11 protein-coding genes are annotated in these 15,754 nt (G+C 51.1%); 6 read left to right on the plus strand and 5 right to left on the minus strand.

Annotated features, from left to right (window positions below):
* Positions 1-17 precede the first annotated feature (17 nt).
* Together P2W70_RS04255 and P2W70_RS04260 are read right to left on the minus strand one after the other, a co-directional pair.
* The gene (locus tag P2W70_RS04255; RefSeq protein WP_276480179.1) at positions 18-3,350 is read right to left on the minus strand and encodes a SusC/RagA family TonB-linked outer membrane protein; all 3,333 of its coding nucleotides are present in this window, start codon (positions 3,348-3,350) and stop codon (positions 18-20) included.
* 102 nt (positions 3,351-3,452) lie between these two features.
* The gene (locus P2W70_RS04260) at positions 3,453-4,667 is read right to left on the minus strand and encodes an ROK family protein (RefSeq protein ID WP_276480180.1); all 1,215 of its coding nucleotides are present in this window, start codon (positions 4,665-4,667) and stop codon (positions 3,453-3,455) included.
* A 325-nt stretch (positions 4,668-4,992) separates the two neighbouring features.
* On the opposite strand from P2W70_RS04260, the gene P2W70_RS04265 reads away from it, so the two are divergent.
* Positions 4,993-6,204: an ROK family protein gene (locus P2W70_RS04265; protein WP_276480181.1), complete on the plus strand. Its 1,212-nt coding sequence runs from the start codon at positions 4,993-4,995 to the stop codon at positions 6,202-6,204.
* Positions 6,205-6,223: 19 nt separating this feature from the next.
* Here P2W70_RS04265 and P2W70_RS04270 read toward each other — a convergent pair whose 3' ends face one another.
* Positions 6,224-7,255, minus strand: coding sequence for a GntR family transcriptional regulator (locus tag P2W70_RS04270; RefSeq protein ID WP_276480182.1), 1,032 nt, complete (start codon positions 7,253-7,255; stop codon positions 6,224-6,226).
* Between the two features lie 287 nt (positions 7,256-7,542).
* On the opposite strand from P2W70_RS04270, the gene rhaT reads away from it, so the two are divergent.
* The 5 genes from rhaT (at position 7,543) to P2W70_RS04295 (ending at position 13,991) form a co-directional block, all read left to right on the plus strand.
* Entirely contained in the window at positions 7,543-8,667 is a 1,125-nt protein-coding gene (rhaT, locus tag P2W70_RS04275; RefSeq protein ID WP_276480183.1) for an L-rhamnose/proton symporter RhaT, read from the plus strand.
* A gap of 10 nt (positions 8,668-8,677) precedes the next feature.
* The gene (locus tag P2W70_RS04280; RefSeq protein WP_276480184.1) at positions 8,678-10,795 is read left to right on the plus strand and encodes a bifunctional aldolase/short-chain dehydrogenase; all 2,118 of its coding nucleotides are present in this window, start codon (positions 8,678-8,680) and stop codon (positions 10,793-10,795) included.
* Between the two features lie 142 nt (positions 10,796-10,937).
* The gene (rhaM, locus tag P2W70_RS04285; RefSeq protein WP_276480185.1) at positions 10,938-11,252 is read left to right on the plus strand and encodes an L-rhamnose mutarotase; all 315 of its coding nucleotides are present in this window, start codon (positions 10,938-10,940) and stop codon (positions 11,250-11,252) included.
* Positions 11,253-11,263: 11 nt separating this feature from the next.
* Positions 11,264-12,538, plus strand: coding sequence for a sugar isomerase (locus P2W70_RS04290; protein WP_276480186.1), 1,275 nt, complete (start codon positions 11,264-11,266; stop codon positions 12,536-12,538).
* A 61-nt stretch (positions 12,539-12,599) separates the two neighbouring features.
* Positions 12,600-13,991, plus strand: a complete 1,392-nt coding sequence (locus P2W70_RS04295) for an FGGY-family carbohydrate kinase (RefSeq protein ID WP_276480187.1) — start codon at positions 12,600-12,602, stop codon at positions 13,989-13,991.
* Here P2W70_RS04295 and P2W70_RS04300 read toward each other — a convergent pair.
* Together P2W70_RS04300 and P2W70_RS04305 are read right to left on the minus strand one after the other, a co-directional pair.
* Positions 13,981-14,817, minus strand: a complete 837-nt coding sequence (locus P2W70_RS04300; protein ID WP_276480188.1) for an alpha/beta hydrolase family protein — start codon at positions 14,815-14,817, stop codon at positions 13,981-13,983. The two genes, P2W70_RS04295 and P2W70_RS04300, sit on opposite strands and share 11 nt — an antisense overlap.
* Before the next feature lie 124 nt (positions 14,818-14,941).
* Positions 14,942-15,691 (minus strand): LytR/AlgR family response regulator transcription factor, encoded by a 750-nt coding sequence (locus tag P2W70_RS04305; RefSeq protein ID WP_276480189.1) that lies wholly within the window; start codon positions 15,689-15,691, stop codon positions 14,942-14,944.
* Positions 15,692-15,754 lie beyond the last annotated feature (63 nt).

The raw sequence follows: 15,754 nt of genomic DNA on the forward strand, positions 1-15,754 counted from the left end.
ATTACCGGAATGATTCATTAGAGGCCAGCCCGCAGCATGACGCCGAAGGTTCTGGTAGACGGATTGGTGCCGGCGTTGGTCAATGACTGGAACCAGCGGGAACCGGCCACTGTTTGTTCAGCATCCAGGTCTTTCAACGTGCGGTAGATATAGAACAGGTTGCGACCGAATACCGACAGCTGCACCCGTTTGAAACCAACCTTGCCAGATACCCGTGTGGGCAGCGTATACGACAGGGCTATTTCACGCATCTTGATGTAAGAGTTCTTCTTTACATACAGTTCGTAGCGGGAATAGCTGTACTGCGGGCCGCCCCAGTTATAAGTATTCCAGTAATAATAGGCCTGAGAGATAACGTTGTTGTTGGCGTCGCCGTTGGCTGTTACACCAGGCATCAGCATACCGTCGTTAAACACTTTCTCTCCGGCGGGACCGGCGGCTGCGGTGGTTTGCACACCCTTACCGGCTGCGTTGACATAGTAGCTGAGGCCACCGCTTTCCTTATCCATATACTTGAGACTCTCTTCCAGCAGACCACGGCTGATCATCCAGTTGATACCGGTAGGCATTACATAGCCACCAAAACGGAAGTCGGCGAGTACATCCAGCGAGAAGTTCTTGTAAGAGAAATTGCTGAAAATACCACCTACGACCTTCGGCATTGCGTTACCTACTTTTACCAGCTTGTCGTCGAGCTTGTACAAGCCATTGGGTTCAACGATCATTTCGCCCTTGCCGGTAGTGGCCACGGGGTGGATGTAGAAGTCGCCCATGGGCTGTCCTACTTTGGAGATCAGCTGGGCAGCATTACCGTCATAATCCTGGTGTACCAGTTGGTCGGAGCCATCTGCCAGCTTTTCCACGGTATTCTTGTTAAAGGCGAAGTTGATACCGGCATCCCAATTAAAGGTCTTCGAACGGATGGGGGCGCCGGTCAGTGCGATCTCCAAACCTTTATTGCGCAGGGTACCTACATTGGTCAGGATCGACGTGGCGCCTGTACTGCCGGGAATAGTGATGGGCAGGATCTGGTCGCGTATCTGACCGTTGTAGTAGGATACATCGATGCCCAACCGGTTGTTGAGGAACTTGGCTTCCAGGCCAAACTCCAGTTCGCGTTTCAACTCAGGACGGATAGCGTCGTTACCAAAATTGATGGGTAAGGTAGTATACAGTACAGCCTCTCCACCTGATTGCAGTACACCCAGGGTGTTTTGCGAGTAGGCGATATTGGCGGCATACATGTCGGGATAGTTGCCCACGGTGCCATACGAGCCGCGCAGTTTACCATAGCTGACAAAAGCAGGCAGCTTGAACGCTTCAGAAAAGACGAACCCTGAATTGACGGAATAGTAGGTGTTGCTGTTGTTGTCGGGGTGCATGGTGGAGATGCGTTCACGTCGAACGGTTCCTTCCAGGAACAGGTAGTTCTTATAATTACCGTTTAGGGTGCCGATGAAGGCGTCGCGTACCAGGCGGTTGCGGTAGTTCCATTGATCATTGGCGCCCGGTGTATTGACCGATGCCTTGATGTCGAACCAATTCTCTACGCTGAGGCCCGTGTTGGTTTCCCGTTGTACGGAGATGGCTTTGGTTTCCGTAGCGGTATAGCCACCCATAGCACTGAGTTCGATATCGGGGGTCACTTTTTTGGTGTAGGTCAGCAACACGTCACCATACAGAATGGTGTTTTGCGTGGTGCGGTTGGCATAGGACCCCGAATTGCCGAACACCAGCGGTACTTCTGTGGAGTTCCTGCTTTCTCCTCTTTCGGAGGTGAAGTCGGTGGCGAGGCGTCCGCGCAGTTTGAGTTCGTTCAGTATCTGCCAGTTGGCTGTTACACTACCGATCACCCGGTTGCTCCATTCGTCTTCATTGTATTCTTTCACACGCCATACATAATCGGCAATATCACCTTTGAAGCCAGGCAGGGTGATGTTTTCACTCGGGGTAAGACTTTGGTTGGTACCCGTCACAAATCGATAGCCACGGCTGGTCTTGTATTTGGCCAGGTACATATCGGCATTCTCAAACCTGCCCATCATACCGGTGAAGTTGTTGATCATGCGATCGATGGAGTAGGGGCGGTTTTTGGTGTGCTGGTTGATATAGTTGATCATGACGTCGGTCGAGAACTTCTTACTCAAGCGGAATGAACTGTTGAGGTTGGCGATGTTCTTACTGTTCTCGGCACCGAGGCTTACCCCCTGGTTGTCCTGCCGGGTGAGGGAGAAGCGGATATTTGAATTCTCGGAGGCCTGCGTCATCGATACGCTGAGGTTGCTGTTGTTGGCGCTGCGGTAGAGTCCTTTGTAGTTGTCTTTTTGTGCCTCATACGGGCGTACGATGCCATCCCAGGCAACGGTAGGTTTGCCGTCGAAGAGGGGTCCGAAATTAATGGTAAAGCCACCCACACCCCTGGTTTCTTTCACGCCATCACCATCTAGGTCCTGGTATACGAAACCTGCATCATCCTGGCCGCCGTTGCTGACGTGCTTGGGGGCACCGGGACCGCGTACGTTCTGGTAGCGGGGCAGGTAGGCCACTTCATCGTGGCTGTAATTGGCCGAGATATCTACACTGAATCCTTTTTTGCCTTTACCGCTTTTGGTAGTAATGAGCAAAACGCCATTCACGGCTTCCGATCCGTAGAGGGCTGCGGCGGAAGCTCCTTTCAAGATGGTAACGTTTTCAATGTCTTCCGGGTTGATGTCCAGCAGGCCATTGCCCCGCAGGCGCTGATCGCCCCAGTAATTGGTATTGTTGGCTTCACCATCGCGGATGGGAACACCATCCAGCACGATCAATGGCTGGTTTCTACCCGTGATGGAGTTGATACCGCGAATGGAAATATTGACGGCGCTGGTAGCTCCGCCGGGTGTAGTACCGATGCGTACACCGGGTGCTTTACCATATAAGGCAGAGGCGAAGTTGGGGGAGCCGGCCTGTGTCAGTTGTTCAGCCTGAATGGTACTGACCGAGTAACCCAGGGCCTTTTGTTGACGTGAGATACCCAATGAAGTAACGACCACTTCCTGCATTTCTCCCTGCTTTTCCTGCAGGGTAATATTGTACCGGTCACCAGGGCCGGTGGTGATCTCGGTGGGGGCATGTCCTACGTAACTGACTTCCAGAACGGCGTTGGGACTTATGCGGATGCTGAATGATCCGCGTTCATTGGATAAAACGACATTGTTGGTTCCTTTTTCTTTAATGGCTGCGTTAGCGAGCGCAACCCCTTTGTTGTCCTGCACCACACCGGTTACGGTCTTTTTCTCCTGTGCATACAATATTGTACCCACCAGGATCATGCAGAGCAATACAATGGATTTGCTGAATTGCATTCTCATCGTAGTTGTTTTGGATGTTAATAATGATTGTTACTGTGGAATGATAATTAGGTACTGCGGGTAGGATTTGTGTTTATAGGATGAGGTGTGCCGGTTTTTCTGTTATGCTACTTTTTCCTGTTGTTTAAATAAGTGATCATGGTTGCTGCGTTCATAATGCTCCATGACCAGCGCAGCCGCCCCGGTGAGGCCAGCCTCCAGGCATAGGCTGGACAGCACGACTTCTGTGTTTTCTGCGATCTTGGGAATACAATGTTCATTGATGGCTTGCTGAATAGGCGGTAGCCACACTTTGCCGGCGGCAGCGCCGCGGCCGCTTAATACGACCAACTCGGGATTCAACAAGTGGATCAGGATAGCAATGCCCCGGCCGATATTGTAACCTGCTTCGGCAAACAGGCCCACGGCAAACTTATCGCCACGTATAGCCGCATCGATGATGGCCTGTACAGCCGGCCCCTGCTCTTCGAGCGTTACCTGTTGCAGCATGGAGATCTTACCCTGTTGTAGTCCTTTCGCAGCCTTCTCAGTAAGTGTCAACAGGGAGGCTTCGGTTTCCAGGCAGCCGCTTTTGCCGCAACTGCACATCTTGTTGTTGGTGAATACAGGGATATGGCTAAACTCGCCGGCAAAGCCATTATTACCCCTGAAAAGCTCCCCCTTCAGCACCAGGCCAAGGCCGATACCCCAACTGATGTTGATGACCATCGCATTCTGGTGCCGCCGTGCCACGCCCAAACGCTGTTCCGCCAGGGCGATCAGGCTGGAGTCGTTATCGATCATAACCGGTATGCCCAATCCGGCTTCGAGGAAACCTACAATATTGCCTTCGCGGGCTGCTAAAAAGGAGTGATTGATGCCTTTGCGTACGTCTACAAATCCCGGCATGCCGATCCCGATGCCGGCTATCTTTTCCCGAACAATGCCCGACCCCTGAATAAAATGTTCGATGGCTAACTGTAATTCTTCCAGCCCGCGTGGGTTATTCGACAGTTTCAGAGGTACCTCAATCGGCCCGAACGCATAGTGGTTGTGCATGTCCATCATGGCGATCCGGGTTACCAGTTGGTCCATGGCCACAGACACCACATACAGCAGGTCGCCGCGTAGTGAATACATCTGGGGCCGCCTGCCACCCGTGGAGGTGGCCAATCCCGTTTCCACGACGCTGCCTTCCCCGATGAGCTCATTCAGCATACGGGAGGTCATCGGGATACTGCGCTTTAGTAACAAACTCAGATCGGCGCAGGACAGCGATCCCTCGAAATAGAGGTGCTTGATCAGCCGCTTCCTATTGGTTGTTTGTTTGTCGGGCATTTAGTAATGGTTTGCAGGAAGACTTCTGTAAAATTTACAGTAAGTTAATGATACTTCTTAAAAAATCATAAGAACTAGATAAGAAATGTTAATATTTTATCAAAAGTGGGTGAAGATTGATGATAAGTTTAAGAAGTTCCGTCAAAATAACCTTGCGATTAGAAATCTTTGAAGCATTCACTTGCTAAAACCTTTGAGCTGGTGAAACATTATCAAGATTTAACCGTCTAAGCTTTATGCAGGGGTAACGCTTAGTTATTACCTTGCGTAGGAAACCTGCCCGCCATTGTGAATATGCCCCATCATTCTATTAAAATTTTAAGAAGTGTCCGAGAAACAGGCCCTCTACAGAAAATCACTGATCAAGCATCTTTACTTTAATGGTAAGTTGTCGTGCGCCGAATTGAGCGTATTGACGGATAAGAGCCTGCCCCACACGGCCAGGGCGCTGAGTGATTTGCTGGAGGAGGGGGTGATCGTAGAATCCGGACTGGCGCACTCTACGGGTGGTCGTCGGCCGCAGGTATATTCGGCCCGCCCGGACATACTATATGTAGTATCGGTGGCCATGGATCAATTTATTACCCATATCTCCATATTGGATATGGCGAATCAGTTGGTGGGGAAAGCGCAACGGGTAGAGTTGTCATTGCTGACCGATCCGCAGGCGTTACACGAACTGGGACGCATACTCAGCCAGTTCATTGCCCATTCTGGCCTACCACGCGAAAAATTTGCGGGCATTGGTATTGGTATGCCTGGGTTTGTGGATGGCAGAAAGGGGATCAACTATTCCTTCTTCAATGGCAATGGCGGTAACATCATCGATTATATTGAATCGGAGACAGGCCTTCCGGTGCTCATCGACAACGACTCGAGCCTTATTGCCCTGGCCGAGTGGAAGCTGGGTATTGCGCAAAACCGGCAAAACGCCATGGTGGTCAATATCGGGTGGGGGATTGGACTGGGTATGATCCTTAATGGAAGTTTATTCAGGGGGCAAAACGGTTTTGCCGGCGAGTTCAGTCATATACCACTGTTCACCAACAATAAGATCTGCAATTGCGGTAAGACCGGTTGCCTGGAAACGGAGACCTCCTTGCAGGTCATTGCCGCAAAAGCGATACAGGGCTTACAATCTGGCCGCACCAGTGCGATGAAAGGGCTGGATACCGCACACCTGGAAGAAACAAGCCGTATCGTGATGGAAGCTGCCGTCACTGGCGATAAATATGCCATCGAATTGATCTCCGATGCGGCCTATCATATTGGGCGGGGTATTGCCATTCTCGTTCATATTTTGAATCCCGGACTGGTAGTGCTGAGTGGCAGGGGATCACTGGCCGGCCGTTTGTGGCTGGCGCCAGTACAACAGGCCATCAATGAACATTGCATTCCCAAGATCGCAGAACAGATAGAATTGATGATCTCCCCACTGGGCTTCAATGCCGAGCGGTTGGGGGCTGCTGCCCTCATCATGGAGCATTTCGACGAACTGCCCATGCACCGCAAAAAGACCGATCTGTTGCTGGTATAAGCGCCAGACTGCTGGTTGGCTACAGCGAAGCCCTTAAGGTAAGGTAGAAGGGAATAGCAATGTGCTCCGTCGAGCGTTCCAGGATCAGCTGCGCAGCTTTTTCTCCCATCATCTGGAAATCGCTGGAAATGGTGGTGATGCCGTTCAGTATGATCTTTTTGAGTGGCGTCTCGTTGTACGAGATCACCCCCACCTGTTTACCTACTTTAAGCTTGGAGGCAAGGATGCGCTCGATGAGCGTCACCAGGTCATTCTCCATCAGGTTGATGAAGCATTCGCCTTCCTGGATCGGCTCGTCTTCGATATCGTGTACCACCTTATAGTTAAAAGCGTACTGGTTACAAAAACGGTAGAACCCTTTCAGGATCTCCTGCGGGAAATAAGTGTATTCGGGGAAAATGATCTTGAGGGTATCGTACTTGCTCAATTGGGGCACTGCCTGCTCCAATGCCTGGTAGAGGTCTTTCTCGAAGTTCTCGTACACGGCTCCGTATTCGCCATTTACGCCCGCCACCAGTTTGTCGAGCAGGATCAATTTGCTTTTGTCGATGATGTTGATGATCTCGTGGGCATTCTCGCCGCCTTCCATGAAATGCGGGATGATCACATAGTGGGTATAATCATCTTTCTTGCTTTCGAGTAGTTTCTTGAAAAAAGCAAAGTCGTTATTGTAAATATAAAAGTCGACACTGGCCATTTCGCCCAGGGCGGCAACAAAGGCATCGTACACGATCTTTTTGTGCGGACTCAGTTTGTTGAACAGCAGGAAGACCTTCAGTTGGTGATTGACTTCGGTGGTCTTGACGAAAAAGCCCTTGCCGGGCACCGAGCCCAACACCCCAATCTTCTTCAGGTGCTTGTATCCTTTCTCCGCGGTATCGCGGGATATTTCGAATTCGAAGCTCAACTCATTGATGGAGGGCAGGATCTCGTCTTTCGCAATCTTGCCGTCGGCAATCGCTTTAACAATGGAATTGGCCAGCTGCAGGTACTTGGGGGTAGCAGAATGATAGTCGATGTACAGGTGTTGATAGATCGGAGGTTTTTTCATTACAGCAACATTCGTTAACACATGAAGGATCAAACCTACAAAAAAAAGGTCAGCCGGGATATCCCTATCTCCGGCAACGATTGCAGGCCGCATTAACCCTCACAGAAAATGGTGTGGCAACAGGCCGTTCCCGGAAGGTTGGTAGCTCGCGTATTACCTTCCTGCAAAGCCTTTTAGGGGGCGTTCTCCACCATGATGGTACATGATGGCCGACTAACTGAATCCGTCTACTTTTAACCACCTATATTCACTTACTTGCCAGGCCATATTGAAAAAATACTAAACTCATGGGATCTATTTTAGGTGTAATATTCCACTTTATCGGTGGGTTCGCATCAGGAAGTTTTTACATACCGTACAAAAAAGTAAAAGGCTGGGCCTGGGAGAGCTACTGGATCGTTGGCGGTCTCTTTTCCTGGCTGATCATTCCCCCGCTCGCAGCCTGGCTTACCATTCCCGATTTCGGTACCATCATCCATTCAGCAGATTTTGCAGTCCTCAAATGGACCTATATCATGGGTGTGCTATGGGGTATTGGCGGTCTCACCTATGGGTTGGGTGTTCGTTACCTGGGCGTATCACTCGGCAGCTCCATCATCCTTGGCTTATGCTCGGTGTTTGGGTCGCTGGTTCCTTCCATCTATTATGACTTTTTTCCGGCAGCCGGAAAAGATACCATCTCTATACTGCTATCAGAGCGCTGGGGCCAGTTCGTATTGCTTGGCCTGCTCATCTGCGTGATCGGTATCATCATTTGCGGTAAGGCAGGTGCGATGAAAGATAAAGACCTGGCCGGTCATACGCAGGGTACGGCCAACCAGGAATTCAAGATTGGCCTGGGGCTCTTCGTAGCCATTGTATCGGGCGTACTGAGTGCCTGCTTCAGCTTCGGTATCGAGGCCGGTAAGCCCATGGCAGAAGTGGCCAACGGCGCCTGGAAGGCAGTTAATCCCGGTCAGGGTGAGTTTCTCTACGCCAACAATGTTACCTATGTAGTACTGTTATGGGGTGGGTTGACCACAAACTTCATCTGGTGCATGATCCTGAATGCCCGCAATAAGACCTTTAAAGATTACACAAACAAGCAAACCCCGCTGAGTAAAAACTATCTTTTCTCTGCGATAGCGGGTACTACCTGGTTCCTGCAGTTCTTTTTCTATGGCATGGGCGAAAGCAAATTGGGCAATGGCGCCAGCTCGTGGATCCTGCACATGGCATTTATTATACTCATAGCTAACGCCTGGGGTCTTGCCTTGAATGAATGGAAAGGAGTGTCTAAAAAAACAAAGAACACCATCATTGCCGGTATCGCTGTTATTCTGCTCTCGGTGCTTGTGGTAGGTTACGGTAACCACCTCAAGGAAAAGGAAAAAGAAGCCAAGGCACAGCAAACCGCAATTCATATTATTTAAATTCGATACAATGTCTGTTACTACATCAACATTTAAGCATGTAAGTTATCTGTGGAATGAAGCTACAGCCGCCTCTATGGCTGGTGATGAAGTGGCTTTGTTGATCTATCGCTCCAATCTCCTGGGGGCCGACCTGCGCCTCACCAATTATGGCGGTGGCAATACCTCCTGTAAGGTGACATCGAAAGACCCGCTGACCGGCAAAGAAACGGAAGTGATGTGGATCAAAGGGTCTGGTGGCGATATCGGCACACTGAAAAAAAGTGGCCTCGCTGCCCTTTATGTCGACAGACTTCGTAGCCTCACCAATGTGTACCGTGGTATTCAGTATGAAGATGAAATGGTGGACCTTTTCAATCATTGCATTTTTGACCTGGCTTCCAAAGCACCTTCTATCGATACCCCCCTACACGGCTTCCTGCCCTTCAAACACATCGATCACCTGCACCCCGATGCGGCTATTGCCATCGCGGCCGCGAAAGATGGTAAAAAGATCACCCAGGAACTTTTTAAAGGAACCATTGGTTGGGTAGAATGGCAACGCCCCGGTTTTGACCTGGGACTGAAGCTGAAACAGTGTCTCGATGAAAATCCCGGTATCCGCGGCATCATGCTCGGTTCGCATGGCCTGTTTACCTGGGGCGATACGGCGTATGAGTCGTATGTGAATACGCTGGAAGTGATTGAAGCCTGTGCCGAGTACATCGAGTCGAAGACGAAAAAAGAAACCACTTTTGGTGGTGCGAGGATACAGGCCCTGCCCAAAGAAACCCGCCTGAGCCAGGCCGCCCTGCTGGCCCCGGTGTTGCGTGGTTTCTGCTCGAGCCATACCCGCATGGTAGGCCATTTTACGGATGATGACCGTGTACTCCAGTTCATCAATTCCAAAGACCTCGACCGCCTGGCGCCGATGGGCACCAGTTGTCCCGACCACTTCCTGCGTACCAAGATCAGTCCGCTGGTACTGGCCATCGCTCCCGATGCAGACCTGTCGGATGCAAAAGGGCTGAAGGAACAACTGGCTGCACCATTCGAAGCGTACCGCAAGCTGTATGCAGACTATTACAATACCTGTAAGCACCCCAACAGTCCAGCCATGCGCGACCCCAATCCCGTGGTGATCCTGTATCCGGGCGTAGGTATGTTCACGTTTGCCAAGGACAAGCAAACAGCCCGGGTAGCGGCAGAGTTCTATACCAACGCCATCAATGTGATGCGTGGTGCGGAGGCCATCTCTTCTTATACCTCACTTCCACACCAGGAAGCATTCAACATCGAATACTGGTTGTTGGAAGAAGCCAAGTTGCAACGAATGCCGAAGCCCAAGGCGCTGTCCGGAAGGGTTGCCCTGGTAACCGGTAGCGCTGGCGGTATCGGAAAAGCTATTGCGCAAAAGTTTGCCGATGAAGGCGCTTGCGTGATCATCAATGACAATGATGCCAAACGACTGGAAGGTGCGAAAGAAGACTTCCAGAAGAAATATGGTAAAGACGTATTTGCGACTGCAGTACTGGATGTGACCAGCGAGCAGGATATTAAAAATGCGACAACTGTTGCGGCCCTGGCTTTTGGTGGTGTAGACATCGTGGTGAACTGCGCGGGGCTTTCGATCTCCAAGCCTATTGAAGATCATACCGAAAAAGACTGGGATATCCTGTACGATGTTCTCGTGAAAGGACAGTTTTTTGTCACCCAGGCTGGCGTAGAGATTATGCGCAAGCAGGCCCTGGGTGGCGATGTGCTCAACATCGTCAGCAAGAACGGCCTGGTTTCCGGTCCCAACAATGCTGGTTATGGCAGTGCGAAAGCAGCCCAGCTGCACCTCAGCCGCCTGAATGCGGCTGAACTGGGTAAAGACAATATTCGCGTAAATGTCGTAAATCCCGATGCCGTCATCTCCGATAGTAAGATCTGGGAAGGCGCCTGGGCCGAAGGCCGCGCCAAAGCTTATGGCGTTACAGTGGAAGAATTACCCGCTTATTATGCCAAACGCACCTTGCTCAACGAGATCATTTTGCCGGAAGACATTGCCAATGCCTGCTTCGTATTTGTAGGCGGCTTGCTCAACAAATCAACCGGCAACGTGCTCAATGTAGATGGAGGTGTGGCGATGGCTTTTGTAAGATAAAGAAGGCAAGAAGGCAACAAGGCATCGAGGGAAAAGTCGTTGGCAAAGTGCCTGCATCCGCGATCTCGATGTCCGGGCTGCTTGAACGGCTCGGTGCCTTGCTGCCTCGATGCCTGTTTTTAACAATAAACGAATTGCTCCTATGGCCCGCATTGCATTCAAAATGACCCTGCACCCCGGTTTTGAAGAAGAATACCGCAAAAGACATGATACCATCTGGCCCGACCTGCAAGCTTTGCTGAAAGAAACGGGCATCAGCGACTATTCCATCTTTCTCGATGAAACCACCAACAGCCTGTTTGGTGTGTTGAAGGCCGAAGACCCGAAGGCATTGGACAACCTGCCCGCACAACCGGTGATGCAAAAATGGTGGGCCTATATGAAAGACATCATGGCTAGCAATGAAGACAATTCGCCCGTCAGTATTCCCTTAAAAGAAGTATTTTACTTACCATAAAACGATTGAGTATGCAAGTGGAGAAGTATGCGATCGACAACCACAACAGTGACCTGCTCGCAAAGCATATAAAGAAATTCGAATTCATCGCTTCCGATATAAGCCAGGTGAAGGATATCGTCCAAAAACTGAAGGACTTCCAGGTGGCGATTCCCAGCTGGGCCCTGGGTACCGGCGGTACACGCTTTGGCCGTTTCTCCGGTGGCGGTGAACCCCGCACACTAGAAGAAAAGATCGAAGATGTAGGCCTGCTGCACAAACTCAACCAGTCTGGCGGTGCCATTTCCCTGCATATTCCCTGGGATATTCCTCAGAATCCTACTGCCATCAAAAGCCTGGCTGTTCAACACGGCCTGCGCTTTGATGCGGTCAATTCCAATACTTTCCAGGATCAGAAAGACCAGGAGCTCAGCTACAAATTTGGCTCGCTGCAGCATGTCGATAAAGCCGTTCGCAAACAGGCCATCGACCACAACATCGAGGTGATCAGGCATGGGGTGGAGCTCGGTTCCGATTCCATCACCGTATGGCTTTCCGATGGATCCTGTTTTCCAGGTCAGCTCAATTTTCGCAAGGCCTTCCAGCGCACGCTCGATAGCCTGAAAGAAATTTATGCGGCCCTGCCGGCCAACTGGAAAATGTTTGTCGAATACAAAGCCTTCGAGCCCAATTTCTATTCCATGACAGTCGGTGATTGGGGCCAGTCATTGTTGTATGCCAACAAACTCGGTCCGCAGGCTTATACCCTGGTTGATCTGGGTCATCACCTGCCCAATGCGAATATCGAGCAGATCGTAGCCTTGTTGCTGGGTGAAGGCAAACTCGGCGGTTTCCATTTCAACGATTCAAAATATGGCGATGATGACCTCACGGTAGGCAGCATCAATCCTTACCAGCTCTTCCTCATCTTCAATGAGCTGGTAGAAGGTATGGACGCCAGGTCGATGAACCATGCCACCGATCTGGGCTGGATGATCGATGCCTCGCACAATGTAAAAGATCCGTTGGAAGACCTGCTGCAATCGGTAGAGGCTATTAAGATCGCCTATGCACAGGCCTTGCTGGTTGATACCAAAGCGCTGCAACAGGCACAAGACCAAAGCGACGTGGCCCGTGCACAGGAGATCCTGCAGCAGGCTTATCGTACCGATGTACGTCCGCTGGTAGCCGAAGCACGCCTGCAGGCGGGTGGGGCACTCGATCCGCTGGGTTTGTTCCGTACCCATAAAGTACGGGAACAGCTCATCAAAGAGCGCGGACAAAAGACTGTAGCAACAGGATTGTAAGCAAGTATACAGCCTTGGCTGCGAACCACTCGTCCGCAGCCAAGGCTCAAAATGTTGAATCGTGACGAACCTGCCCATCATTGCCATCTTCGATATCGGTAAGACCAACAAGAAATTCTTCCTCTTCGATGAAGACTACAATATGTTGCTGGAGCGATCCAGTCCCTTTACCGAGATCACCGATGAAGACGGCGATCCGTGCGAAGACATCGAAGCCCTGACACAATGGGTGAAACGTTCTCTGCGCGATATTCAAACCATGCGGGAGTATACCCTCAAGGCTGTCAACTTTTCGACCTATGGCGCCAGTTTCGTGCACCTCAATGCAGAAGGCAAGCCCGTTACGCCCCTGTACAATTACCTGAAGCCATACCCGGCCGGATTGCAGGAAGAGTTCTATCAGCAATATGGTGGCGAGATCACGTTCTCGATGCATACCGCCTCGCCGGCCCTGGGTAACCTCAATTCGGGTTTGCAGTTGTACTGGCTCAAAAAACACAAGCCGCAGGTATTCGAAAAGATCCGGTATTCGCTGCACCTGCCGCAGTACATGAGTTATCTGCTCACCGGCAAAACATATAGTGACATTACCAGCATAGGCTGTCATACTGCCTTGTGGAACTTCTCCCAAAACCATTACCATGAGTGGATTTTCCGCGAAGGGGTGATCGATAAGCTGGCACCGATATTTCCCTCCAACCAATTGATCAATGCCTCGCTCGATGGAAGGCCCGTGCTGAGTGGGGTGGGCCTGCACGATAGTTCGGCCGCGCTCATTCCTTACCTGGCCAATTTTACCGAGCCTTTCCTGCTTATTTCAACCGGTACCTGGTGTATTACCCTCAATCCTTTCAACCAGTCGCGCCTGCTAGCCGATGAGTTGAAACAGGATTGTTTGTGTTATATGGAGTACCGCGCCCGCCCCGTCAAGGCATCGCGGCTCTTCGCCGGATATGAACACGAGCAACAGGTGAAAAGACTGGCTGCTCATTTCGAGCAATCGGCGGATTACTACAAGACGGTCCACTTTTCTCCTGGCATCATCGATGCGTTACAGCAACGCCCCGCGTTTGCAGATAAAGCCACAGGTTCTCATGGCCTGCAGCAGTCGGTCTTCGCACAACGCGATCTCCATGATTTTGCCACGTATGAAGAAGCGTACCACCAGCTGATCGCAGACATCATGCAGCAGCAGGTAGCGTCTACCAATCTCGTGATGAGCCGGGAAGTGAAAAAGATCTTTGTTGATGGGGGCTTTGGCCGTAATACTATTTATATGCACTTATTAGCCCGGGCCTATCCGCAGTTGGAAGTGTATGCAGCATCGATCGCCCAGGCGTCTGCCGTGGGGGCTGCCATGGCCGTTCACGCCTATTGGAACAAGCGTTCCTTGCCCGAAGAGCTGATCGATCTCAAAAAGTTTACGGCCCCCGCTACGTCTGTCAATTCCTGAGCCATACCAGCATCGGATTCCAAATGCCTTCCCGGTTCCGTTTCTCGAAGGGACCGAGGTGGCCGATCTTTTTCATGCCTACATCGCCCGGTTTGAAATGGTGCCAGGTGATCTGTGACCCGGAAAAATAGTGCAGGAGGGCTTGTACAGCCTCCCGGGGAGAACGCCAGTCATCCGAAAAGCTGATGGCCAGTAACGGGATGTCGAGCTTTCGGTAATTGATATCGGGGAAATGATCGAAGAGGCCATTGTTGTTGCTGCACCAGTCTATCCATTCATACATCACCCCTTTGGGCAGGTTGTCGGAAATGCCGCTGCTTCTGCCGGGAAAATAGCCCATGATCGTGCTGGATAAACGCACAAAGGTTTTGAGGAACAACATCCGGAGCCGGTCGTGCCAGGGCCATAATTTACGGCAGGTGAGGGCGCTGTTCACCAATACCAGTTTGTTGATGTATTGGTTGGCCGGCGACAAACCGATCAGTTCACCACTGATGCCATGGCCAATGTAAATGATCTCCTGATTGGGAAACCGGGTGCGTGCATACCGTATTACGGCATCGAGGTCCTGCACGGCCCATTGCAGCAGGCGGGCTTTGAAACCTTTCAGGGTTTGCGGAGCCGATAATCCAACGCCCCGGTAATCGAAGGTGATCACGGGATAGCCTTGCGATTCGAGAAAGATCGCCAGTTCATGATAATGTTGCTGAGAGGCCAGCACAGAAGGCCCCACGAGGATCACCTTTCCCTGTGTTGGTGCATGCGCATAGATCTTCATGCCGATCGCGCAGCCGTCTTTAGTTCTAATCGTGCCGTTTTCGTGCATAGTGGTACTTCCTGTATTGGGGGTAAAACAGTGTTGCTGCTTTTTCGGTGAAACCAGTTTTCAGAGGGACAGTGTTGTGGAACGTGGTGCAGATACCTGCCTACAAATAGCCGGCAAGCCGGACTTAGAGCAACAGGCTCATCAGTTCCTCGCGCCTGTTTTTCGACACCGGGATCTTCATCTTGTTTTCCATCAACAGGTAGCCTCCATCACCACGGATGAATTCACGGACCTGCTTGAGGTTGACGAGAAAGGAATTGTGTGCGCGAAAGAAATGATACGGTGTCAGCATGTCTTCAAAATCCTTCAGTATCCTCGATATCACTTTCTTCCGGTTATCGGTCAGGTAAACGGTCGTATAGTTGCTGCTGGCCTCGCAACAGATGATCACAGCGGGGTCAACAAATTCGATGCTCTCTTTGGACGCCAGGGCTATGCGGCCCATTTTACCCTTGCGTTCGGCTTGTATATTCGTCATCAGCGCGTCTATTTGTTCCGACGGAATACGGCGGTTCGATTTGCGCTGGTGTTTTTCGATGGCTTCTTTCAGTTCCTTGTTCTGAACGGGTTTCAGCAGGTAATCCAGCGCACTGCACTTCACTGCCTGGATACCGAAATTGTCGTAGGCCGTCGTGAAGATGACATCGAATGAAATCTCCTTACCTAGTTCTTCCAGCACATCGAAGCCATTGAGCATGGGCATTTCAATATCGAGGAAGAGCAGGTCGGGGGCATTCAACTTGAGCCAGGCAACGCCTTCTGCAGGCCGATCGAAGGAGGCTACCACCTGTACCTCGGGACAATAGTTTTCCAGCTTCCATTTCAGCGTTTCAATGCTATGGTGCTCGTCGTCGATAATTACTGCTTTGATCATAGTACAACATTTAGGGTGGAACCTTTGTCTCGGCAGCTTTGCGGTCCCGGGCAAAGCCGTTGC

This window comes from Paraflavitalea pollutisoli (assembly GCF_029360705.1).
Lineage (GTDB): Bacteria > Bacteroidota > Bacteroidia > Chitinophagales > Chitinophagaceae > Paraflavitalea > Paraflavitalea pollutisoli.